The organism is Streptomyces sp. KPB2 (assembly GCF_003950055.1).
Lineage (GTDB): Bacteria > Actinomycetota > Actinomycetes > Streptomycetales > Streptomycetaceae > Streptomyces > Streptomyces salinarius.
On the sequence record NZ_CP034353.1, the window covers coordinates 7,496,058 to 7,518,843 of the forward strand.

Sequence of the window (22,786 nt, forward strand, 5' to 3'; positions counted from 1 at the left end):
CTCCTCAGGCCGGGCAGCCCAACGGCTGTGGGGGGAAGGGGAGTTCAGGGTCCTCTCTTTTCACTCCCGCGCCAAGGGGGCCCGGGCGTCCCCGCGGTGAAGGGCGGCCCAACTTCTGAGAGCCGGTCAGCCGCTCACACCAGGTCGTCCGGGACGTCCGCGGCCGACTCCTCGGGCGTCAGGTCCGGGCGCAGCCTGAGCCAGGACGGCTGGCGCAGCATGCCCTCGCGGGTGCGGGTGCTGTAGCGGACCTCGCCGACCAGCCGGGGCACGACCCAGCGCGCCCCCGGCACCCTCGGCACCGGGTCGAAGGGACAGACGTCGCTCGCGGCGGCCGCCAGCAGCCCGGCCAGCTCCGCGCGCTCGCCCTCGCTCCAGCCGGTCCCGACCCCGCCGACGTAGCGCAGCCGGCCCGCGGCGCGCTGGCCGACCAGCACGGCGCCGGGCAGGCCGCCGAGCCGCCCCTTGCCGGGCAGCCAGCCGCCGACCACGACGTCCTCGCTGCGCATGTTGCGGATCTTGATCCAGGCCCGGGAGCGGGACCCGGGCTCGTACACCGAGTCCAGCCGCTTGCACACCAGCCCCTCCAGGCCGTGCTCGCGGGTGGCCCGCAGGGCCTGTTCGCCGTGGCCGACCAGCGCGGCCGGGGTCGACCACGACGGCCCGTTCAGGGCGAGGTCCGTCAGCCGCTCGCGGCGGCCGGCGTAGGGCGTGCGCAGCAGGGAGCGGCCCGCCAGGTGCAGGGCGTCGAACAGCACCAGGTGGACGGGGACCCTCGCCGCCCGGTGCGCCGCCCGGCCCGGGGCGTGCGCGAGGCCCATCCGGGACTGAAGCAACTGGAAGTCGGCGCGGCCCCGTTCGTCCAGGGCCAGCACCTCGCCGTCCAGTACGGCGGGAGTGTCGCCGAGCGCGGCGGCGAGCGGGGCCAGCTCGGGGTAGGCGGCGGTGATGTCCTGGCCGGAGCGGGCCCGCAGCAGGACGCTTCCGTCGCCGGGCAGGTAGACCACGACGCGCTGGCCGTCCTGCTTGGTCTCGTAGGCCCAGCGCGCGTCCTGCGCGGCGGGCGGCAGGGTGCCGGGGGTGGCGAGCATCGGAGGGATCAGGGGCAGCTCCACGGGTCAGTTCTCGACGGGCCCGGACGTCGGCACGCGCGTTGCCCGCGAGGTTCGCCCGAACGGCGCCGGTCCCGGGCGGGGCCGGCGCCGTCGCGGTCAGCGCACCGGGGCGGGCTCCGCCGCGGCACCGTCGGCGGGCGCCGGGGCCGCCGGGCCGGCGGGGCGGTGCCGGGGGACGAAGGTCGCTATGGCGGCGGCCAGCAGGGCAGCGCCGGCGCCGATGGCCATGACCGCCTTGAACGCGTTCTCGGAGGGCAGGGCGAAGCCGCCGAGGTCGACGGTCATCTGGGCCAGGACGACACCGGCGATGGCGCTGGCGACCGAGGTGCCCAGGGACCGCATGAGGGTGTTGAGGCTGTTGGCGGCGGCCGTCTCGCTCGGCGGCACCGCGCCCATGATCAGCGACGGCATGGCGCCGTAGGCGAAGCCGATGCCCGCACTGATCACGCAGGAGACCAGGACCAGGTGCCAGACCTCGGACATCAGCACGATGTTCAGGCCGTAGCCGGCCGCGACGATCACGGCGCCGATGATCAGCGTCACCTTCGGGCCGTGGGACCGGGACACCTTCGCGGAGACCGGGGCGAAGGCCATCATCACCAGGCCGGACGGCGCCATCACGAGACCCGTGGTCAGCAGGGAGCGGCCGAGTCCGTAACCGGTGGCCTCGGGCAACTGCAGCAGCTGCGGCAGCACCAGGGACATCGCGAACATCGAGAAGCCGATCGCGACGGACGCCAGGTTCGTGAACAGCACCTGACGGCGGGCGGTGGTGCGCAGGTCCACCAGTGGCTCCGGGGTGTGCAGCTCCCACCAGCCCCAGACCAGCAGGGTCACGACGGCCGCCGCGAACAGACCGAGGGTGGTGCCCGAGGACCAGCCCCAGTCGCCGCCCTTGGAGATGGCCAGCAGCAGGCTCGCGAGGCCGGCGGCCATGCCGACGCCGCCGAGCAGGTCGAACCGGCCGCCGGTGCGCACGGCCGACTCCGGCACCAGCGCCAGGACCAGGACCAGGGAGAGGGCGCCGAGCGCGCCGGAGAGCCAGAACAGCATGTGCCAGTCCAGCTTGTCCGCGATCAGCGCGGCCGCGGGCAGGCCGAGCGCGCCGCCGACCCCGAGGGAGGCGCTCATCACCGCGGTGGCGCCGGCCAGCCGCTCGGCCGGCAGCTCGTCGCGCATGATGCTGATGCCGAGCGGGATCACGGCGGCGGACAGGCCCTGCAGGGCGCGGCCGACGACCATCGGGACCAGCGCGTCGCTCAGTCCGCAGACCACCGAGCCGCCGATCAGCAGCACCAGGCTGAGCAGGAGCATCCGCCGCTTGCCGAACATGTCGCCGAGCCGGCCGACGACCGGGGTGGCCACCGCGGAGGCGAGCAGCGTGGCGGTCACCGCCCAGGCCGCGTCCGAGGCCGACGCGTCCAGGAGCTTCGGCAGCTCCGGGATGATCGGAATGACCAGCGTCTGCATGAGCGCGACGACGATCCCGGCCAGGGCCAGTACCGCCACCACGGCGTTCGGCCGCGGTGCGGCGGGAGAAGCGGGCATGGAAGAGCCTTTCGAGCGATGAGTGTCGACGGGTGATGCGGTGTGTGGGAGAGCCGAGCGCGAACATTTAAGTCAGTCGCTTGAAGTATCCTAAGGGGTGTGAAGAGGGGACGCCCGTCCGGGCCGGGCGGCGGCCCGGCGCGGCCGCCCCGTAGGCTTCCGTGACAGCCCGCCGTACGGCGGCGGACCTGCGACGACTCGAGGGACCGGTCGTCGTGGGCGGTACGGAGCGGGTCCCGGCGCGGTGGTGATCATGGCGAGCAGGACGGTCCGGACGGAACAGGCCAACGCGACCCGGCAGCTGATCCTGACCACCGCCGAGCGGCTCTTCGCCGAGCACGGCGTGTACGCCGTCTCCAACCGCCAGGTCAGCGAGGCCGCCGGGCAGGGGAACAACGCCGCCGTCGGCTACCACTTCGGTACCAAGGCGGACCTCGTGCGGGCCATCGCACAGCGCCACTCGGAGCGGGTCGAGGAACTGCGCGCCCGGCAGCTCGCCGCCCTCGGGGACGCGCCCGACCTCCGGGACTGGGTGGACTGCCTGGTCCGTCCCCAGTTCGACCACCTGGCGGCGCTGGGCAGCCCCACCTGGTACGCGCGGTTCTGCGCCCAGGTCATGACCGACCCGGCGCTGCGCCAGATCATGACCGAGGAGTCCCGCGCCTCCGTCTCCCTGCGGGCGATCATCGAGGGCCGCAACCTGTGCATGCCGGCGCTGCCGGCCGAGGTCGTCGCGGAGCGGGGCGACATGGCCCGCCACCTCATCGTGCACACCGCGGAGGAGCGGGAGCGCGCCCTCGCCGAGAACCGCCCCACCCCGCGCACCAGCTGGCGGGAGGCGGCCGACGGCCTCGTCGACGCGATCGTGGGCATGTGGCTGGCGCCCGTCACGCCCCGAAGCGGGAAGTGACGTGGACACCGACGTCCTTACCGTCGAGTAATATCGCGCGGCAGGCCCCCATGAGGAGGAACCGTGTCACGGTCCGAACGCTCACCCCTGCTGCTCGCCGGCCTGCTGGCCACCGCGGGCGTCGCCCATTTCGCCCGGCCCCGGCCCTTCGACGCCACCGTGCCGCGCTCCCTGCCGGGCACACCCCGGGCGTGGACGTACGCCAGCGGCGTCGCCGAACTCGCGCTCGCCGCCGGACTCGCCGTGCCGCGCACCCGCAGGGCCGCCGCACTGAGTGCCGCCGCGTTCTTCGTCGGAGTGTTCCCGGCCAACGCCAAGATGGCCTGGGACTGGCGGCACCGCCCCACCCCGCAGAAGGCCGCCGCCCTCGGACGGCTGCCCGTGCAGGTGCCGCTCGTGCTGTGGGCGCGCGGCGTCGCCCGGGGCAGCGAGGGCCGGTCGTGAGCCAGGCCCCGGCCGTGGGCGACACCGTCGAGGACTTCACCCTGCCGGACGAGACCGGCACCCCGCGCCGCCTGTCCGAACTGCTCGCCGACGGACCCGTCGTCCTCTTCTTCTACCCGGCCGCCCTCACCACCGGCTGCACCGCGGAGGCCTGTCACTTCCGCGACCTGGCCGGCGAGTTCGCCGCGGTCGGCGCGCGGCCGGTCGGTGTGAGCGGCGACCCCGTCGACCGGCAGCAGGAGTTCGCCGGACGCCACACCCTCGGCATGCCGCTGCTGTCCGACGCGGACGGCGCGGTCCGGGAGCGGTTCGGGGTGAAGCGGGGGTTCGCCCTGGCTCCCACCAAGCGGGTCACCTTCGTCATCGGGCAGGACCGCACCCTGCTGGAGGTCGTCCGCAGCGAGATCCGGATGAACGCGCACGCCGACCGCGCGCTCGCCGCGCTCCGCGCCCATCGGCGGTGACCGAGCCACTCGCGCCCCGTCCCGGTTGATACCGCATCGTCCTGGGATGATCCTGGACGGCATGGAGGATTCCTCCGCCACGGTGATCGTCGACGCCCGCGGCCTGGTGACGGGATGGAGCGACGGCGCGCGGCGCCTGACCGGATACACGGCCGAGGAGGTCGTGGGGCGTCCCGCGCGGGACCTGCTCGCGCGGGACGCCCCCTCCGGCACCCGGGCCGGCACCACCCTGTCCGGCACCGCCGTGATCCGGCACCGCGACGGCCGCCCGGTGAGCCTGCGGCTGCGGGCCGGTCCGCTGCCGGGCGACGACGGAGCACCGGGCGGCTGGGCGGTGACCGCCGACCCGCCCGGCGGCCCCGCTCCCACCCTGGTCGACGACGCCGTACGGCAGGCCTCCCTGTCGATGTCCGTCCTCGACCCCGGCCTGCGCTTCGTGCACGTCAACGAGGCCACGTGCCGGATGATGGGCCGGCCGGCCGACGAACTGATCGGCCGCCGCCTGTCCGACACGCTGGCGGACTTCGAGGGCGACGCCCGTTCCTTCCTGCACCACCTGCGCGTCGTCGTCGAGACCGGACGGCGCGTGCAGTACGAGAGCTACGGGCCCGCGCCGGCCGGTACCCGGCTGCACGCCTGGACCGTGGAGATCTGGCCGGTCCACGACGCGTCCGGCGCGCTCACCGCCGTCGCCCTGGCCGCGCTCGAGAGCACCGAACAGCACCGGGCCCGCGAGCGGCTGGCCCTGCTGAACGCGGCCGCCACCGTCGGCACCACCCTCGACGTCGTCCGCACCGCCGAGGAACTGGTCGGGCTCCTCGTGCCGCGGTTCGCCGGCTTCGCCGCCGTCGACCTGCTCGACTGGGTCCTCGGCGACGACGAACCCCTCGCGAAGCCGCCCGAGCACGCCGAACTGCGCCGGGTGGCCCACACCTCCGCCACCGAGAACTTCCCCACCCCCGCCGTGCACCTCGGCGGACACGAGGTCCACCCGACCGACAGCCCGCCCGCCCGGGCGATACGGGAGGGCCGTGTCGTCCTCACCGGTCCGGGGGACCCGGAGTTCGACCGGTGGATGCGCACCCGCGAGGCCGAGGCCCCGCACAACCGCCCCTTCCGCGAAGCCGTCTGCTCCGTCCTGGCCGTGCCCCTGCGGGCCCGCGGCACCACCCTGGGCGTCGCGCTGGCCGTCCGGACCGCGCCCCGGGAGCCGTACGCCGTCGAGGACGCCGTACTGGCCGAGGAACTGGCGGGCCGGGCCGCCGTCTCCGTCGACAACGCCCGGCGCTTCGCCCGCGAGCGCTCCACCGCCCTGGCGATCCAGCGCAGCCTGCTCCCCAGGGACCTGCCCGGACAGGCCGCGGTCGAGGTGGCCCACCGCTACCTCCCCTCCGCGTCCGCGGCGGGCATCGGCGGCGACTGGTTCGACGTGATCCCGCTCTCCGGCAGCCGCGTCGGCCTCGTCGTCGGCGACGTCGTGGGCCACGGCATCCCGTCCACGGCGACCATGGGCCGGCTCTGCACGGCCGTGCGCACCCTCGCCGACGTCGACCTGCCCCCCGACGAGCTCCTCACCCACCTCGACGACCTCGTCACCCACCTCGCGGCCGTCGGCCCGCAGGAGGGCGAAGCGGAGATCGCGGAACTGGGCGCCACCTGCCTCTACGCCGTGTACGACCCGGTGTCCCGGCGGCTGGCCCTGGCGGCCGCCGGTCACCCCGCACCCGCCCTCCTCCTGCCCGACGGCACCACCCGGATCGTCACCATGACCGCCGGGCCGCCGCTCGGGGTGGGCGGGCTGCCCTTCGAGGCGACGGAGCTGGAACTGCCGGAGGGCTCCGTCGTCGCCCTCTACACCGACGGACTGGTGGAGGACCGCGACCGCGACGTCGACCACGCCACCGCGGAACTGTGCCGGGCCCTCACCGCGCCCGCGACCTCGCTCGACGCCCTGTGCGACGGCGTACTCAAGGCCGTACTGCCCGAGGAGCCCGGCGACGACGTCGCGCTGCTGCTGGCGCGCACCCGGGCGCTGGGCGAGGACCGGGTGCGCACCTGGGACGTCGTCCCCGACCCCGTCGGCGTGGCGGCCGCAAGACGGTCCGTCGGCGAGCAGCTGACGGCGTGGGGACTGGACGACACGGCCTTCGTCACCGAACTCGTCGTCAGCGAACTCGTCACCAACGCCATCCGGTACGGCGAGCCGCCCATCCAGTTGCGCCTCATCCGCCACACCGCCCTCATCTGCGAGGTCTCCGACGCCAGCTCCACCTCCCCCCACCTGCGCCGCGCCCACGCCTACGACGAGGGCGGGCGCGGACTGCTCCTGGTCGCCCAGCTCACCCAGCGCTGGGGCAGCCGCCAGACGGACACCGGCAAGACCATCTGGGCCGAACAGCCGCTGCCCGCGCAGTGAACGCCCGGCTATTCCCGGCCGTCCTCCGCCGCCACCCGGGCCAGTGTGCGACCGGTGCGCGCGGACCGGGCCCGCCGGGGGTCCGGGGTGCCGTGCCCGCGCCCGCCGCCGGCCGTCTTCACCAGCAGCCACGCCGCGTCCTCACCGGCGCTGCGGTCCGGCCCACCGCGAAAGCGGGTCAGCGCGTACTCGCCGCGCAGCTTCGCCCCGTGCAGCCGGAACCGGGCGTGCCCGTGCGCCAGCGACTCGGCGAAGTCGACCGGCCGTCCCCGGCGGTCGTGGCTCAGCGGCTCGTACGTGCCGTGGTCCCACACGATGACCGTGCCGCCCCCGTACTCACCCGCCGGGATCACGCCCTCGAACTCCTCGTACTCCAGCGGATGGTCCTCCGTGGGCACCGCGAGCCGCTTGTCGCTCGGGTCCGCGGACGGCCCCTTCGGCACCGACCAGGACTTGAGCACGTCGGCCACCTGCAGCCGGAAGTCGAAGTGCAGGGTGCTCGCGTCATGGATCTGCACGACGAAGCGGGGCTCGCCGCCCTCGCCGGGCGTCCCTTCCCCCGCCGGCTCACCGGTCCGGCCGAAGTCCCGCTTGCCGTGGTATTCGCGCAGCCCGTCGCTCTCGCCGCCCACCTGACGCTCCTTCCGGGAGATCGGGAGATCGGGAGATCGGGAGATCGGAAATCCGGGAGATCCCCCGACCGGGAACGGGTACCCCGCTCAGAACTCCTCGTGCACCTCCGGGTCGCCGCCGATCCGGCGCCGCGCGCGGTCCGCCACCGTGCGCATCTGCTCCGCGTCCAGTTCGAAGCCGAAGACGTCCAGGTTGGCCCGCTGCCGCGCCGGGTCGGCGGACTTGGGGATCGGCACCGCGCCCAGCTGGGTGTGCCAGCGCAGGACCGCCTGGGCGGGCGTCACCCCGTGCGCCTCGGCGACCGCGGCGACGGCCGGGTCGTCCAGCAGGTCGCTGCCCCGGCCCAGCGGGCTCCAGCTCTCGGTGCGGATGCCCTTGCGCTCGTGGTAGGCGCGCAGCTCGTCCTGCGGGAAGAGCGGGTGCAGCTCGATCTGGTTGACGGACGGCAGGACACCCGTCTCCTTCTCCAGCCGCTCGATGTGCTCGGCCGTGAAGTTGGAGACGCCCACCGACCGCACGAGACCGTCCTCGCGCAGCTTCACCATGGCCTTCCAGGAGTCGACGTACTTGTCCACGCGCGGCAGCGGCCAGTGGATCAGGTACAGGTCGACGTACTCCACGCCGAGACGGGCGCGGGACTCCTCGAACGAGGCGAGGGTCTCCTCGTAGCCGTGGTGCCGGCCGGGCAGCTTGGTGGTCACGACGATCTCCTCGCGAGGGAGACCGGCGGACGCGACCCCGCGGCCGACGCCGGTCTCGTTGCGGTAGTTCGTCGCCGTGTCGATCAGGCGGTACCCCGCCCGAAGGGCCTCGCGGACCGCCCGCTCCGCCTCGTCGTCCTTCATCGGCCAGGTGCCCAGGCCCAGGGCGGGGAGCGTGGTGCCGTCGTTGAGTGTGTACGCCGGGATGCTGATCACCGTGGGACCTTCCCTCGACTGTGCGCGGCGGTGTGCCGCCCGGTCCCAGCCTCGCCCACGCCGGGACGGGTGATCAACCGGACGGCGGGGACCTCCTCACCCGAGCGGGATCGTCACCTCGTCCTCGACCGGCGGGTCCTCCTCCTGCGCCCGGTTGCCGGTGGCCGCGTAGCAGCGCAGCCGGACCGCCTCCGGCGTCACGTCCAGGCGCAGGAAGCACTTGAAGAAGGGCGGGCTGTACGTCGCCGAACCGGGCGAGAACAACTGCGTGTAGATCTTGCGCACGGGCAGCCGGAACCGCTTGCGGCGCTCGGGCCGCCGTGCCGTGCCCAGCAGCCCGGCGACCAGCCGGACGCGCCGGGTGACCCGCGCCTCGCCACCCGGGGCACGGCCGGTGCGGATGCCGAGGCGCTCGGCGATCACGGCCGTCGCCTCGGCCTCCGTGAGGGTGAAGAAGCGGCGCAGCCGCAGCCGGCGTCCGTACAGGGCGCTGTAGAAGGCGAGCGAGTCGCCGCGCAGCGGGTAGGAGCGGAAGTCGTCCTCGGTGACCCCGGCCACCGAGACACGCGGAATGGTGTGGGTGGCGTGCATGAAGGCGCCCCCGCCGCCCGCCACGACGTACTGCACGGTGCGGCCGTCCACGTCGACCGGGTAGCGCTGGTAGTTGTGGATGTCGCCGCCGATCGCGGCGACGTAGCGATGGGCGGGATCGCGCACGATCTCGTCGACCGTGCCGCCGCCCTCGATGGGGCACGGGTGGTGCTCGCCGTCCACGTACAGGGGCGAGCCGGTGACGAGGATCTTCGGCCGGTCTCCCGCCGACACCTCGCGCAGCCAGGCGCCCTGCTCGGCGTCGACCGTGCCCAGCAGCCCCGTGTCGATGCCGACGATCCGCACCGGGCCGGCGTCGACGGCCCAGTACGGCCCCGGCTGGACGGCCTGCTGGGCGGGGGACGGGCGCAGCTTGCGCGCCTCGTCCAGGTGCCGGCCGTCGTCGGGGCGCGGCCGGTGCCACAGCAGGGACCGCAGCCATGCGGGGGTGAACGGGCGCGGCGCCGGATCCGGCGGCAGGGGCGGGGCGTCGTCGCAGAAGACGCGCATGAAGCCGCCGAGGTCCTCGTACCAGTCGTGGTTGCCCGGTATCGCGTATATGGGTGCCCGGTAGTCGCGGTAGGGGCGGAAGAACTTCGTGCCGTAGTCGTCGGCGCTGCCCACCGGGTAGATCACATCGCTCGCGAGGACCGCGAACCGGGTGTCGCCGCCCGCTTTCAACAGCCCGGGCACGACGGCGTACTGGGGGTCGTCGCCCTCTCCCGTGTCGCCGACGACCAGGAAGGAGAACCGGTCGGGGTCGTCGCGCCGGATCATCTTGTCGGCCGGTGCGCCGGCCGCGGCCCGCTGTGCCACCCAGCGGGCGCGGGTGTTGCCCGTGGGGTCCCCGAACCAGGAGGCCAGCACGCCGTTGCGGGCGGCCCACAGCGTTCTCGGGTTCAGCCAGGACAGCTTCTCGGTGCGCTGCGGCATCAGGGCCCGGTAGGCGCCGGGCTCGGCGGAGCCCCAGCCGGCGCCTTCGGCGGAATCACGTGAGGAGTTGGACACCCGGGCACGGTAACAACGCCCGGCCCGGGGCCCGGACGGGGGCCGGAGCGCCAAGTCCGGCCCGGCGCGGGCGTTTTCGTGGGCGTTCTCGTGGGCGTCGGGGTCACCACGTCCGGTTCAGCTGGTCGAGCAGCGCCTCCCAGTGGCGTTCCGCCGCCTTCTCGTCGTAGGCGGAGGTGTCCACCTGGGTGTAGCCGTGGTGCGCCCCGGCGTAGACCTCGCAGCGATGGGTCACGCCCGCCGCGGTCAGGGCCGCCTCCAGCCGCTCCTGCTGCTCGGCGGGCATGCCCGGGTCCCGGTCGGCATGGGCGAAGTACACCTCGCCCCTCAGGCGCCCGGCCACCCGGTGCGGGCTGTCCGGTGCCTCGGTCGCCAGGTTTCCGCCGTGGAAGCCGGCCGTCGCCGCGACCCGGTCGGGATACGCGCCGGCGGTGCGCAGGGCGAGGCCGGCGCCCATGCAGTAGCCGACCACCGCCACCGGGCCGCCGGCCGCCTCCGGGCGACCGGTCAGCCACCGCAGATACGCGTCGGCGTCCCGTTCCACCCGCTCCGGCGTGAGGGCCCGCATCATCGGTCCGAGGCGCTCGAAGATCTTCGGCCGCGACGCCTGGTCGATGAACTCGGGCAGGTCCACGACCGGTGCCCGGCCCTCCCGGTAGAGGACATTGGGCACCACGACGGTGTAGCCGGCCCCGGCCAGCCGGTCCGCCATGGCGCGCAGGGACGGGCGCAGCCCGAAGCCGTCCATGTACAGCAGGACCGCGGGACGGGGTTCCCCGTCGGCCGGGTGGGTCAGATACGCGTCGGCGGTGCCGTCGTCGGTGGGGATGTCCACGGCGGTTCCTGCTACGGCGGTCATCGGGGGGAGTGCCTCTCTCTCGGTTGTCGCGGCGGTCGGTCGCTCACTCGGGCGGGCGGTGCCGTGCGGCGCGGGGCTACTCGAACCGGCTCGTGTCGCCGGCGCCCCGCCGCACGATCTCCGCCTCGCCGTCGGAGAAGTCGACGACCGTGGTCGGCTCGGTGCCGCAGTCCCCGGAGTCGACGACCGCGTCCAGCACGTGGTCGAGCCGGTCCTTGATCTCCCAGCCCTGCGTCATCGGCTCCTCCTCGTCGGGCAGCAACAGCGTGCTGGACAGCAGCGGTTCACCGAGTTCGGCGAGCAGGGCCTGGGTGACGACGTGGTCGGGGATGCGCACGCCCACGGTCTTCTTCTTCGGATGCTGGAGCATGCGCGGCACCTCCCTCGTCGCGGGCAGGATGAAGGTGTAGCTGCCGGGGGTCGACGCCTTGATCGCCCGGAACACGTCGTTGTCGATCTGCACGAACCGGCCGAGCTGCGCGAAGTCCTGGCAGACCAGGGTGAAGTGGTGCCGGTTGTCCAGGTGCCGGATCGACCGGATGCGGTCGATGCCGTCGCGGCTGCCCAGTCGGCAGCCCAGCGCGTAGCAGGAGTCCGTCGGGTACGCGATCAGCGCGCCGGACCGGACGCTGTCGGCGACCTGGGCGATGCTGCGCGGCTGGGGGTTGTCGGGGTGCACGTCGAAGTACTTCGCCATTCACCGAGCTTATGCCCGCTCGGCCGCCCCGCCCGGCAGGCCCGGCGTCGCCGGCCGCCGACGCCGGGACGGGGCCCGGGCACAGAGCCATGAGGTAACGTCCCCGACCTGGGGCGGGAACCGGGCGAGACGAGGAGAAGGGCGACGTGGCGGGCCGAGAGGACGCGGAACGGCAGCGGACACCCGGGGCCGGTGAGCACGCGGGCTGGGCGCGGGAACTGCTCGAGCACCTGCGTCCGGCCGGACGCGACCTGAACCGGGTCGTGGCCTGGCTCGCCGGCACCGCGCACGCCACCGTGTCGCTGCAGGACGGCACCGGCCGGCTGCTGGCCGGCACCCGCGTCCCGCTCGACGAGGGACTGCTCGCCGACGTCACCTCCGGCCGGATCGCGTCGGCCGCGCTGGAGGACCGGGGCCGTCATCTGCGGCTCGTCCGGGTGGAGCGGTCCCAGCCGGCTCGGGCCGCCGTCCTGACGGTGGCGCGCGAGGCGCCCTTCGACCGGCGCGTCTCCGACATCGTCACGCACACCGCCCAGGTGGTCGAACTGCTGCTGGCCGGCCACGAGTCGACCGCGGCCGGACACCGGCTGCGGCGCGCCACCTCCGACCTGCGCCTGGCCATCCTGCAACTGCTGATGGTGGAGGACACCGTCGCCGCCCGCCGCGTGGCCGCCGGACTCTGGCCCGGCCTCCTGGACACCGACACGGCCTGCGTGTACGTCGTGGAGAGCAGCCCCGCCGAACGGGACCGTCTCGCCGAGGAGTGCGTGTCGGCGACGGGGGAACGGGCGCTGGTCGTCCGGTGCCCTGCGGTGGACGCACACGTGATCGTCCTCGCGCCGCGCGAGGCGGCCGGGCAGGAGCTGCGCTCACTCGTCCGCCGCCGACCCGGCGTCTTCCTCGGCGGCAGCGCCCGGCAGGGCCTCGCCCGCACCGCCGCGGCCTACGGACAGGCCGTCAGCGCCCTGGCCGTGGCCCGGTTCCGGCCCCAGCAGGCGGCCCTGTACGCCGAGCGCACCCGCCCCGAGCTGCTGATGAACCCGGCGGAACTGCACGACTGGACGGCCGGTGTGCTGAGCCCGCTCGACACCCTGGCGCACCACACGCGCGCCGAACTGCTCGCCACCACCCGGCTCGGCCTGGAGTTCACCGCGGTCAACACGGCCAAGGTCCTCGGCGTCAGCCGCAACACGGTGCGTGCCCGGATGGACCGGGTCGAGTCGCTGCTGCGCACCGACTTCGCCGACCTGACCGTCCGGGCCGCCGTCCATCTCGCGCTGAACTCCCAGGTCGGGCTGGCCGAGAACCCGCCGGGCGCCGGCCGGCGGACCGGTGCCGCCCGCCTCGCCGACCTGCTCTCCGGGCCCGCGCTGCGCGCCTGGGCCGACGACCTGCTCGGCCGGCTCGACCCCGACGGCCGGGACCTGCGGCGCACCCTGCGCACCTGGATCGCCGCCGGCGGCAACGCCGAGCGCGCCGCGCACCAGCTCGGCATGCACGCGCAGACCGTCCGCGAGCACGTCCGCAGCGCCGAACCCGTCCTCGAACGCGAGCTGCTCGCCGCCGGCAGCGACCTGTACGAGGTCGTGCTGGCCCACCTGGCGACCGGCGACCTCGACCAGCCGCCCCTGCACGGGACGAAACCGGGCCATCCGGACTCACCTGTGCACGACTGAGTCCTCCGGGCCCGGCAGCGGGCACCGGCACGATTCACAACGGCGGAGCCGTCCACGTAGGTTCGACGGGCAGGGGGCACGACCGGAACGGGGGACCGGTCGCGCCCCCCGGGGGGGCCGGTCAGCCGTGGGGCAGGATCACCGCGCGGCCGTTGACCCTGCCCTCGTGCAGCCGCTCGTAGGCGAGCGGGGCGTCGTCCAGCGAGTACGTCTCGGTGTGCACCGACACGGCGCCGGCGCGGGCCAGGTTCAGCACCTCGATCAGTTCGCTGCGACTGCCCCAGTACGGCGCGTTGACCGACACCTCGAACGGCAGCATGCCGAACCCGACGGGCAGCGACCCGCCGCCGATGCCGACCAGGGTGACATCGCCCTCGACGGCCGCGACGGCTCCGGCGGTCTTCACGGTGGGCGCCACGCCGACGAAGTCGAACACGGCCTCGGCGCCGAGGCCGCCGGTGAGCTCGCGCACCGCCTCCGCCGCCTTCGCGTCCGACAGCACCGCCTCGTGCGCGCCCACCTCGCGGGCGAGCCGCAGCTTCTCCTCACTGACGTCGAGGGCGACGACCCGGGCGGACGTCAGGGCGCGCAGCAGCTGGATGGCGACGTGACCGAGACCGCCGGTGCCGATGACCACCGCGGTCGAGCCGGGGACCAGCTTGGGCAGCGACCGCTTGATCGCGTGGTACGGCGTCAGCCCGGCGTCGGTGAGCGGCACCGCCGCGACCGGGTCGAGCCCGTCCAGCGGGACCAGGTGCCGGGGGTCGTCGATCAGCAGGTACTCCGCCATCGAACCCGGACGCCCGAGCCCCGGCGGGCGGATGCCCAGCTCGTCGGCGCGCAGGCAGTAGTTCTCCTTGCCCTCCGCGCACTTGGCGCAGGTGCCGCAGCCCCAGGGCCCGTACACGGCGACCGCGTCGCCCTCGGCGAGACCGGTCACCCCGGCGCCGAGCGCGGCCACGGTGCCGACGCCCTCGTGGCCCAGGGTGAGCGGCAGCTCGTACGGGAAGCCCTCGGCGGGCCAGCCCATCACCGCGATGTCGGAGTGGCAGACGCCGGCCGCGGTCACCTTCAGCAGCACCTGGCCGGGGCCGGGTTCCGGGTCGGGGACCGTGACGACCTCGGGCGGGGCCCCGATGGTGCGGTACTGCAGTGCCTTCATGGACCGAACTCCTTTGTTCTCGTTCCCCCCGGGGTGGACGACCGGTGGTCAGACGGCGGTGTAGGCGCCGTCGACCAGGTGGTAGCTGCCGGCGACGAAGGACGCGCGGTCCGACAGCAGGAAGGCGATCAGCTCGGCGACCTCCTCGGACCGTCCGAGGCGGCCGGCCGGGTGCAGGGCGACCAGGCCCTGGTAGGCAGCCTCGTCCATCGTCTTCAGCAGCGGGGTGTCGATGAAGCCCGGGCCGACCGCGTTGATCCGGATGCCCCGGGCCGCGTACTCGGCGGCGGCCGCCTTGGTCAGCCCGACCACGCCGTGCTTGGCGGCGACGTAGGCGGGGGAGCCGGCGAAACCGACCGAGCCGAGGATGGAGGCGACGTTGACGACGGCGCCGCCCCGGCCCGTGGCGAGGAGGGCGGGCAGCTCGTAGCGCATCGAGTAGAAGACGCCGTCGAGGTTGGTGCGGATCACGCGCTGGTAGGCCTCGACGTCGTACTCGCCGGTCGGGGCGCTGGGGCCGCCGATGCCGGCGTTGTTCACCGCGAGGTCCAGGCCGCCGTACGTGTCGACGGCGAAGGCGACGGCCGCCTCCACGGACTCCGGGCGGGTCACGTCCAGCTCGACGGCGGCGGCGCGGACGCCCTGCTCCGTGAGGTCGGCGGCGGCCTTCTCGGCGCCCTCGGCGTTGAAGTCGGCGACGACGACGTTCGCGCCGCCGGCGCCGAGCCGGCGGGCGGTGGCCAGACCGATGCCGGAGGCGGCGCCGGTGACCAGGGCGGTACGGCCGGCGAACTCGGCGGCGTACTCGGTGGGGGCGGGGGTGGTGTCGGTGGTGCTCATGGTGCTGTTCTCACTCTTCGGTGGTGCTGTCGGGGGTCGCGGCCGCGGCCTCCGAGGTCAGGGCGTCGTAGGCCCGCTCCACGAGGGCGGCGAGGTCTGCGGCTCCCGAGTCCCGCTCGTCCCCGCGCGCCCACAGGCGCAGGGCGGCGATCAGGACTCCGGCGGCGGCGTCGACGACGGCGGCCGGGCGCACGTCCCGGGCGTCGTCGATGCCGAGCCGGCCGGCGACGATGCGGATCGACTCCTCCTGGGCGTCGACCCGGATGCGCTGGTAGGCGGCGAACAGTTCGGGCTCGGTGCCGGCCAGGGCCAGCAGGCGGCGCATCCGGGGGCGCACGTGCCAGGCCGGGTCCTCCGGGTCGGTCAGCCAGTCCCGCACGGCCCTGCGGTAGGCGAGCAGGGGCGGCTCCCCGGCGGGGCGGGACCGCAGCAGCGCGTTGATCCGGTCGCCGTCCCGGCGGACGAAGTCGAGCGCCGCGTCCTCCTTCCCGGCGAAGTGCCGGCTGAACGTGCGGCGCGTGACGTCCGCCCGCTCGGCGATCGCCTCCACCGTGGTGGCCGCCGACCCGCGCTCCAGGATCAGGTCGCAGGCCGCGGTGGCCAGCGCGTCGCGGGTCTGCCGCGCCTTGCGCTGCCGCCGGTCCTCGATGGGGTCCTCGGCGGTGCGGGAGGGCTTCGTTGCCGTCATGCCTCCGAGCGTACACCTGGAAATGTCCCAGTGGGACATGTGACCCGCTGGGACATTTCGTGGGTGGGTGAAGGGTGGCCCGCCGTGGGGCCCGCGGCGGGTCTCACCCCGCCTGCCGCAACGCCGCGCGCGCCGCCGTGCCGGCCTGCTCGGCGTAACCCCGCCCGAACAGCACGGCGTGCACCAGCAGCGGGAAGAGCTGGTGCACGGCGACCCGGCCGGTCCAGCCCTCGGCGAGCGGAGCCGCCTCCTCGTAACCCGCCAGGATCCGGTCGAGGTGGGGACAGCCGAAGAGGCGCAGCATCGCCAGGTCGGTCTCCCGGTGCCCGCCGTGCGCGGCCGGGTCGATCAGGCGGACGTGCCCGTCGGCGCCCCACAGCACGTTGCCGTTCCACAGGTCGCCGTGGAGCCGGGCCGGCGGCTCCGCGGGCCCCGCCAGTTCGGGCAGCCGCTCGCAGACGCGCTCGACGTCGGCCGCCTCGCCCGCCCGGAGGGTGCCGGCGTCGACCGCGCGGCGCAGATACGGCAGTACACGATGCGCCGCGTACCAGCGGGGCCAGTCGTCCCCGGTGACGTTGCGCATCGGGGCGAGCCCGATGTACGCCTCCTCCGGTCCGCCGGGCGGCGCGGCACCGAACGCCGGCGCCCCGGCGGCGTGCAGCCCGGCCAGATCCCGGCCGAACCGCGCCGCCGCGCTCGCGCTCGCCGGTCCCTGTGCCACCCGGTCGCAGACCAGCCGGCGCCCGTCCACGCCGTGCACCACCGGGACCCGCACCGTGCCCGCGTCGGCCAGCCAGCGCAGTCCCGCCGCCTCCGCCCGCGCCGCGCCCGGGGCGTCCGCGCGTTTGACCACGACCGTGCGGCCGTCGTCGAGGCCGACTTCGGTGAGCGCCCCGGACAGCGGGCGCTCACCGGTCACCGCCCGACCCGTGAACCGGGCCGCCGCGGCGGCCGAGGACGTACTGGGGGAACCCATGCCACGAGCCTAGGACCGCACCCCGGCCGCGCGGGCCCACGCCACGACGCCGTCTCGCGACGGGCCAGGAGCGCGCCCGGGACAAGGGTGTCCCGGCCGCCTCCGGCTGGGCCGTGCCGCGTTGGGCGGGGCCCGTGCCGCGGCGCTCGGTGCGGCGGGGACGTGGCGGGCCGGGGTCGGGTCGCTTCCGGGGCTGCTGTGGGCCCGGGAGGGCGTCGGCTGCGGCCGGACGTGTGCCGTGACCTGGCTGTTGCGTGTGTCTCCGGCTCGGTTGTGCGTCTCGGACCGACTCGTGCCGTGTTGGGCGGGGCCGTGCAGCGGCGCTCGGTGCGGCCGGGTCGCGGCGGGCTCGGGGTCGGGCCGTTTCCGGGCCGGCGTGGGCCGGGACTGCGTCGGGTCCGGCCGGACGTGTGCCGTGACCTGGCTGTTGCGTGTGTCTCCGGCTCGGTTGTGCGTCTCGGACCGACTCGTGCCGTGTTGGGTGGGGTCAGTGCCGTGGTGCTCGGTGCGGCGGGGACGTGGTGGGCCCGGGGTCGGGTCGTTTCCGGGCCGGCGTGGGCCGGGACTGCGTCGGCTCCGGCCGGGGTCGTGCCGTGGCCCGGCGAGGTGCGGGCCTCGGTCGGAGCGTGGTGCGGCTGCCCGCCGTCACGGTGAAAAGCGCTGGGTGAGCCGATCGGGCACCCCGGAGACGGGGGAGCAATGGGACTATGACCAGTTCAGCGTTTCATCGCACGATCACCCTGCCCGCCCCCGTGTGCCGACAGGCCGCTCAGCACCTGGAGCAGGCGGTGCACAAGGCCATCGACGGCGCCGCCACGCCGTGGCGCGCGTTCCGCGGGGCCGACGGTGACGACTTCGCGTTCTCCGTCCCCGTCGTCGAGCAGGCCGCGGGCTGTCTGCTGGTGCTGGCCGCCGAGAGCGCCCAGAGCCTGCGGCCCTCCGCGCTGCGCGCCCTGATCACCGTCGCCCTGCATCTGCGCGACGCGGCCGAGGCGGTCCGCCGCCCAGCGGTCCCCAACCCGGCCTGGTGAGCGCCGAACCGGCGGAAAACACCGTGCCCCGGCCCTGAACGTGTGCTTGGCTCGGACGCCATGGAGTACACCCGATTCCTCGACTGCCTCGCGGCCGACCACGACCGGCTGCGGGCCGTCGTGGAGAGCGACGCCGACGCCCCCGTGCCGACCTGCCCCGGCTGGACGGTGGCCGATCTGACTCGCCACGTCGGCGAGGTCTACCTGCACAAGACCGCCGCCATGCGCGACGGAGCGGAGCCCGAACCCTGGCCGCCGAAGGAGTTCGCCGACGAGGCGCCGACGGCACTGCTCGACCGTGGCTACACCGCGCTGCGCGCCGAGTTCGCCGCCCGGGCCCCCGAGGACCCGGCCGCCACCTGGTACGGCCCCGACCAGAGCGTCGGCTTCTGGATCCGGCGGATGGCGCAGGAGACCGTCGTCCACCGCATCGACGCCGAACTCGCCACCGGCCGTCCCGTCACCGCCGTACCCGACGACCTCGCCGTGGACGGGATCGACGAACTGCTCAAGGTGTTCGCGGCGTACGCCGTGACCGAGTGGGGCGACTACTTCACCGAGATCCTGGACGGCTCGCCGGGACGTACCTTCCTGGTGCGGGCCGGCGACGACGCGGCGTGGCGGGTGCGGACCGGTCCGGGCGAGTTCACCGTCACGGACGGCGCGGGCGACGGCACGGCCGACGTGACGCTGAGCGGCTCCCCCCAGAGCGTGCTGAGGTCGCTCTGGAACCGGGCCGGCGACGAAGGGGACGGCGGCGTGAGCGTCGAGGGCGCTCCCGAGGCCGTGGCGGAACTGAGGCGCTGCCTCGTCGTCGCGACCCAGTGAGCGCCCGCCCGGCGCTGAGCCCGGCCGCGGGCGTCAGGCGCCGATGACGCGCAGCGCCCCCCACAGGGCAGCCGTCGAGGCGGCGACCGTGGCCGGCACGGTGAGCAGCCCCAGCAGGGTGAACCGGCCCAGCTCCACCTCGATGCCGTGCCGGTGCAGGATGCGCCGCCACAGCAGGGTCGCCAGCGAACCGACGTAGGTCAGGTTGGGGCCCAGGTTCACACCGATCAGTACGGCGAGGACCTGGGCGGGACCGGCGGGCGCGGCCAGCGGGAGCAGGGCGAGCACGGCCGGCAGGTTGTTGACGAGGTTGGCCAGCAGCGCGGCGACCGCCGCCACCCCCAGCAGCGCCGGCAGCGAGTCCCCGTCCGGCAGCAGCCGCCCCAGGCCCGAGGCCGGGCCGCTCACCACCACCGCCTGCACCACGATGCCGAGGGCCAGGACGAACAGGCAGAACAGCGGTGCCGCCGCGCCCACCAGCTCCCGGGGCGTGACATGGCGCCGGGCCAGCGCCCGCACACCGAGCACCAGCACGCCCCCGAGCGCCGCCCAGGCGGGTTCCACCCCGGCCGGCGAGGCCAGGGCGAACCCGGCCAGCGTGAGGGCCACGACGACCACGGTGAAACGGGGCACCGTGGGCGCGGGCGGCGCGGGCGGCCCGGCACCGGCGGCGTCGTCCGGCTCCTTCGCCGGCGTGGGGCCGCCACGCGCGCCGGTGACGGGCACGGGGCCCACGCGCGCGGGCGCGACGGACACGGGGTCGGCCAGGTCCGCGCGGAAGAAGCGCCGGAACACGGCGTACTCGACGGCGATCGCGGCCAGCCAGGGCAGCGCCATCAGCGCGGCGAACCGCGTGAAGGTCAGCCCGCTCGCCGCGAACGCCAGCAGGTTGGTCAGGTTCGACACCGGCAGCAGCAGCGAGGCGGAGTTCGCCAGGTGCGCTGTCGCGTACACGTGCGGGCGGGCCCGGGCGCCGGCCCGGGACGCGGTGGCCAGGACGACGGGCGTGAGCAGGACCGCGGTGGCGTCCAGGCTGAGCACGGCGGTGACCACGCAGGCCACGGCGAACACCCCGCCCAGCAGCCGCCGCGGACTTCCCCCGCACCGGCGGGCGACGGCCGCGCCGACCGCCTCGAACAGGCCCTCCTTCGCGCACAGGTACGCCAGCATCAGCACCAGCGCGAGAAAGACGACGACCGGCAGCAGCGTACGGGTCTGTTCCCACGCCTGGTGCGGGGTGACCGCGCCGAGCGCCACCACCAGCACGGCGGCGGGCACGGCGGCCACCGCCTCCGGCAGCCCCCGGGGGCGCAGCACGGCGAAGGCCAGGACGCCCAGCAGCAGGGCGACGGGGACGGCCTCGGAGAGGACGGCGGTACTCAGGACTTCTCCTCCACACCGGTGAGCCGGGCGGGAACCCGGTGATCGGCGAACGGGGTACAGGGTCGCACCCCGGGCCGGGGCACCGGTCGGCAGGACGGGGTGTGGCCGAGGCCACGCCGCGCGCGAGAGCCGCGCCATGTCCCGCCGGGTGCGCCGCGGGCTACCGTTTCCACGGACCCGTGTTCCCCACGACGAGCAGTTCGGACGGCCCGGCAGTGCACACAGATCTCTCCCCCGTCATCGCGGCGACCGCACAGTGGCTCCTGCGCGCCTACCCGGCGTCCGGCGGCGCGCTGGCCGACGCCCTGTGCGAGGCGCAGGCCCGGCAGGCGGTGACGGTCGCGGCCCGGCTGCGCTATCCCACCCCGATGGACGTGGCCCTGCTGGGCGTCGCGGGCCCCGGCGGGTCCGCCCGGCTCGACTGGATCACCGGCGCCGACGGCGCGACGTCCGCCGACCCGGACGCGGACGCCTGGCGGACCTGGGTGGACGAGGTCCTCGCCAGCTGGGCGGCCTGTCTGCTGACCGACCCGGCGCTGGCCGGGCCCGCCGTCGTCGCGCTGGCCGAGGGCGGCCCCTCGGCCGGAACTGCGGTGGAGTTCCGGCGCCTGCTCGCACCCGACGAGGCCGACCGCCGCGCGGCGGCCCTGCTGCGCCACCCGGACCTCGTCGCCCCCGTCGCCTCCCTGCACCACGCCCAGCTCGTGGCCCGGCTGGATCCGGGCCAGGCCCTCGTCGCCTGAGCCGGGCCCGGCCGGGGTACGGCGCCCCACCTGACCGGGGGACCGGCGCGCCACCCACCTGACCGGGGACGGGGCGCGACCGCGAGCCCGGCCGGGGCCACGGCGCCCCCCGACGGGGGAGACTGCGGGGGGAGCGACCTCAGGCAGCCGTCTCCAGGTTCGCCACCGGGGAGACCCGGGGCACCGTCGTCCGGCGTTCGCGCAGGAGGTGGCCCGCACCGATGGCGCCGGCGATGATCAGCCCGCCCGCGATCAGGGCGCCGCGCGCACCGGCCAGCTCCATCAGGAGGCCCAGCGCGGGCGGCCCGCCCAGGCTCCACACCGTGCCGATGCTGCCCCACACGCCGAGCACCCGGCCCCGCATGTGCGCGGGCGGGTCGGTCTGCAGCACCGCCGTACCGGCCGTGTCGGAGACGGACTCCACGACGGCCATCGGCAGCACCATCACCAGCAGGACGGCCAGCGACGGCGACATGCCCGCCACCACCTGCAGCAGCCCGCCCGCCGCCGCCAGCGCGCCCACCACCCGTACCGACGGGCGGCGCAGCCGGGCACCCAGGACGGCGCCGACGATGCCGCCGACCGCCAGCACCGTGGACACCGTGCCGAACGACCCGGCGCCGCCCGCGAGCGGCCCGGTGACCAGCACGGCCAGGGTCAGCTGGTAGTTGCGCCCGAAGACCGCGCTCACCCCCGTGACACCCGCCAGCGCCAGCAGCCGGGGCCGGCGGGCGAAGAAGGCCAGTCCCTCCCGCACGCTCATGGTGTCCCCCGTACCGCCGTCCTTCGCCTTCGCCGCGTGCCCGGCCGCGTGCCCGGCCGCACCGCGCACCGGTCGCAGGAAGGGGATCACCGAGGCCACGAACAGGAACGACAGCCCGTTGGCGGCGTAGGCGGCGGCCGTGCCGAGGAAGCCGACCGTCACGCCGGCGAGCGCCGCGCCCGTGAGCCGGCCCGCCTGGTGCACCAGCGCGCCCACCCCGATCGCGGAGGGCACGTCCTCGCGCGGGACGAGGTCGTTGCCCAGCAGGGAACACGCCGGGCCGTCCACGGTGGCGATGACACCGGTGACCGCCGCCAGGACCATCAGCGAGGTCACGTCGAGCCGGTCCAGCGCCACCATGAGCGCGGTCACGAAGGCGACCGTTCCGAGCAGCGCCTGACTGACCGCGGCCGTCAGCCTGCGCGGCCAGCGGTCGACGGCCGCACCGCCGAACACGCTGATCAACAGGGCCGGCGCGGCCTGGACCGACATGGACAGGCCCGTCGCGGCGGCCGACCCGGTGATCTGCAGGACCAGCAGGTTCTGCACGGTCAGCTGCATCCACGTACCGGCGTTGGACACGAAGTTCGCGACCGACCACCAGCGCATGCTGCGGTACCTCAGGGAGCGCCACGGCGAGGTGCTCGCGGGCCCGGACGGCGCGGGGGCGGGAGGCGGCGGGGCGGAGAGGGAGGAAGAAGACACAGGGCGCCACTCGAAGGCGGGTCACGGGACCCGGAGGGGGATACGGACGGGAACGAGTAGGCCGGCTGCGCTGCACGGCCGTTCCACTGAGCCGGAGACGGCGCCGACCATCGTGGCAGAAGGGACCGGCGAGTCGTCGCCGCCGCGCACTCCGGCCCGGCCTCCGGGCGGGCCAACCGTCGCCGTCCGCGCCGCACTTGGCGGACCGAGTGGGCTTGATCACAGCACTCGACCGCGGCGCCGGGTGCCGCGGGGCGGGACCTTCGGCCGTGACCGCGGTCACGGCCAGGGGACCCGGCGGCCGGGCGTCGGCGCATGTGAGCGCCCCGGTGGGGCACTCGGGGCACGTTTCGGCGCTCAGGGAGCGCGCGGTGTGCACACCGTGGACG

Annotated in this window: 21 protein-coding genes; 8 read left to right on the forward strand and 13 right to left on the reverse strand. The window is 75.1% G+C overall.

All coding sequences use genetic code 11. The features are described 5' to 3' along the window. Positions 1-134 precede the first annotated feature (134 nt). Together D1J63_RS33910 and D1J63_RS33915 are read right to left on the reverse strand one after the other, a co-directional pair. Positions 135-1,115, reverse strand: a complete 981-nt coding sequence (locus D1J63_RS33910) for an ATP-dependent DNA ligase (RefSeq protein ID WP_125634229.1) — start codon at positions 1,113-1,115, stop codon at positions 135-137. 96 nt (positions 1,116-1,211) lie between these two features. Further along, entirely contained in the window at positions 1,212-2,663 is a 1,452-nt protein-coding gene (locus tag D1J63_RS33915) for an MFS transporter (protein ID WP_125634231.1), read from the reverse strand. A 253-nt stretch (positions 2,664-2,916) separates the two neighbouring features. Here D1J63_RS33915 and D1J63_RS33920 point away from each other — a divergent pair, with 253 nt between their 5' ends. From D1J63_RS33920 to D1J63_RS33935, 4 genes are all read left to right on the forward strand, one after another. Next, positions 2,917-3,573, forward strand: coding sequence for a TetR family transcriptional regulator (locus D1J63_RS33920; RefSeq protein ID WP_125634233.1), 657 nt, complete (start codon positions 2,917-2,919; stop codon positions 3,571-3,573). A gap of 63 nt (positions 3,574-3,636) precedes the next feature. After that, positions 3,637-4,017: a DoxX family protein gene (locus D1J63_RS33925; RefSeq protein WP_102929215.1), complete on the forward strand. Its 381-nt coding sequence runs from the start codon at positions 3,637-3,639 to the stop codon at positions 4,015-4,017. After that, the gene (locus tag D1J63_RS33930; RefSeq protein ID WP_125634235.1) at positions 4,014-4,481 is read left to right on the forward strand and encodes a peroxiredoxin; all 468 of its coding nucleotides are present in this window, start codon (positions 4,014-4,016) and stop codon (positions 4,479-4,481) included. Before D1J63_RS33925 ends, D1J63_RS33930 begins: the two co-directional genes overlap by 4 nt. A gap of 61 nt (positions 4,482-4,542) precedes the next feature. Then, on the forward strand, positions 4,543-6,897 hold the full coding sequence (locus D1J63_RS33935; RefSeq protein WP_164713095.1) for a SpoIIE family protein phosphatase: 2,355 nt from the start codon (positions 4,543-4,545) through the stop codon (positions 6,895-6,897). Positions 6,898-6,905: 8 nt separating this feature from the next. Here the strand turns inward: D1J63_RS33935 and D1J63_RS33940 are convergent, their stop codons facing one another. From D1J63_RS33940 to D1J63_RS33960, 5 genes are all read right to left on the reverse strand, one after another. Further along, positions 6,906-7,529: a DNA polymerase ligase N-terminal domain-containing protein gene (locus tag D1J63_RS33940; RefSeq protein ID WP_125634239.1), complete on the reverse strand. Its 624-nt coding sequence runs from the start codon at positions 7,527-7,529 to the stop codon at positions 6,906-6,908. 87 nt (positions 7,530-7,616) lie between these two features. After that, positions 7,617-8,447, reverse strand: coding sequence for an aldo/keto reductase (locus tag D1J63_RS33945; protein ID WP_125634241.1), 831 nt, complete (start codon positions 8,445-8,447; stop codon positions 7,617-7,619). A 96-nt stretch (positions 8,448-8,543) separates the two neighbouring features. Then, complete coding sequence (locus tag D1J63_RS33950) at positions 8,544-10,046, reverse strand: metallophosphoesterase (RefSeq protein ID WP_125634244.1); 1,503 nt, start codon at positions 10,044-10,046, stop codon at positions 8,544-8,546. Between the two features lie 103 nt (positions 10,047-10,149). Then, positions 10,150-10,905, reverse strand: a complete 756-nt coding sequence (locus D1J63_RS33955) for a dienelactone hydrolase family protein (RefSeq protein WP_125634246.1) — start codon at positions 10,903-10,905, stop codon at positions 10,150-10,152. 76 nt (positions 10,906-10,981) lie between these two features. Then, the gene (locus D1J63_RS33960; RefSeq protein ID WP_164713096.1) at positions 10,982-11,602 is read right to left on the reverse strand and encodes an L-threonylcarbamoyladenylate synthase; all 621 of its coding nucleotides are present in this window, start codon (positions 11,600-11,602) and stop codon (positions 10,982-10,984) included. A 146-nt stretch (positions 11,603-11,748) separates the two neighbouring features. Between D1J63_RS33960 and D1J63_RS33965 the strand changes: the two genes are divergently transcribed. Further along, on the forward strand, positions 11,749-13,278 hold the full coding sequence (locus tag D1J63_RS33965) for a helix-turn-helix domain-containing protein (protein WP_125634248.1): 1,530 nt from the start codon (positions 11,749-11,751) through the stop codon (positions 13,276-13,278). A 121-nt stretch (positions 13,279-13,399) separates the two neighbouring features. On the opposite strand, the gene D1J63_RS33970 is transcribed toward D1J63_RS33965, so the two are convergent. The 4 genes from D1J63_RS33970 to D1J63_RS33985 form a co-directional block, all read right to left on the reverse strand. Then, positions 13,400-14,440 (reverse strand): NAD(P)-dependent alcohol dehydrogenase, encoded by a 1,041-nt coding sequence (locus D1J63_RS33970; protein ID WP_125634250.1) that lies wholly within the window; start codon positions 14,438-14,440, stop codon positions 13,400-13,402. 48 nt (positions 14,441-14,488) lie between these two features. Beyond that, on the reverse strand, positions 14,489-15,280 hold the full coding sequence (locus D1J63_RS33975) for an SDR family NAD(P)-dependent oxidoreductase (RefSeq protein ID WP_125634252.1): 792 nt from the start codon (positions 15,278-15,280) through the stop codon (positions 14,489-14,491). A 10-nt stretch (positions 15,281-15,290) separates the two neighbouring features. Further along, positions 15,291-15,968, reverse strand: a complete 678-nt coding sequence (locus D1J63_RS33980) for a TetR/AcrR family transcriptional regulator (RefSeq protein ID WP_164713097.1) — start codon at positions 15,966-15,968, stop codon at positions 15,291-15,293. A 103-nt stretch (positions 15,969-16,071) separates the two neighbouring features. Further along, positions 16,072-16,944, reverse strand: a complete 873-nt coding sequence (locus D1J63_RS33985; RefSeq protein ID WP_125634256.1) for a fructosamine kinase family protein — start codon at positions 16,942-16,944, stop codon at positions 16,072-16,074. Between the two features lie 707 nt (positions 16,945-17,651). Here D1J63_RS33985 and D1J63_RS33990 point away from each other — a divergent pair. Next, positions 17,652-17,975, forward strand: coding sequence for a hypothetical protein (locus D1J63_RS33990; RefSeq protein WP_102928094.1), 324 nt, complete (start codon positions 17,652-17,654; stop codon positions 17,973-17,975). A 60-nt stretch (positions 17,976-18,035) separates the two neighbouring features. Next, positions 18,036-18,803 carry a maleylpyruvate isomerase family mycothiol-dependent enzyme gene (locus D1J63_RS33995; RefSeq protein WP_125634258.1) on the forward strand — a complete coding sequence of 256 codons (768 nt, stop codon included), beginning with the start codon at positions 18,036-18,038 and terminating at the stop codon, positions 18,801-18,803. Between the two features lie 33 nt (positions 18,804-18,836). On the opposite strand, the gene D1J63_RS34000 is transcribed toward D1J63_RS33995, so the two are convergent. Further along, on the reverse strand, positions 18,837-20,324 hold the full coding sequence (locus D1J63_RS34000) for an SLC13 family permease (protein ID WP_232249974.1): 1,488 nt from the start codon (positions 20,322-20,324) through the stop codon (positions 18,837-18,839). A gap of 77 nt (positions 20,325-20,401) precedes the next feature. On the opposite strand from D1J63_RS34000, the gene D1J63_RS34005 reads away from it, so the two are divergent. Then, positions 20,402-20,929, forward strand: coding sequence for a hypothetical protein (locus tag D1J63_RS34005; protein WP_164713098.1), 528 nt, complete (start codon positions 20,402-20,404; stop codon positions 20,927-20,929). Positions 20,930-21,068: 139 nt separating this feature from the next. Here the strand turns inward: D1J63_RS34005 and D1J63_RS34010 are convergent, their stop codons facing one another. Next, the gene (locus D1J63_RS34010; protein ID WP_125634262.1) at positions 21,069-22,397 is read right to left on the reverse strand and encodes an MFS transporter; all 1,329 of its coding nucleotides are present in this window, start codon (positions 22,395-22,397) and stop codon (positions 21,069-21,071) included. Positions 22,398-22,786 lie beyond the last annotated feature (389 nt).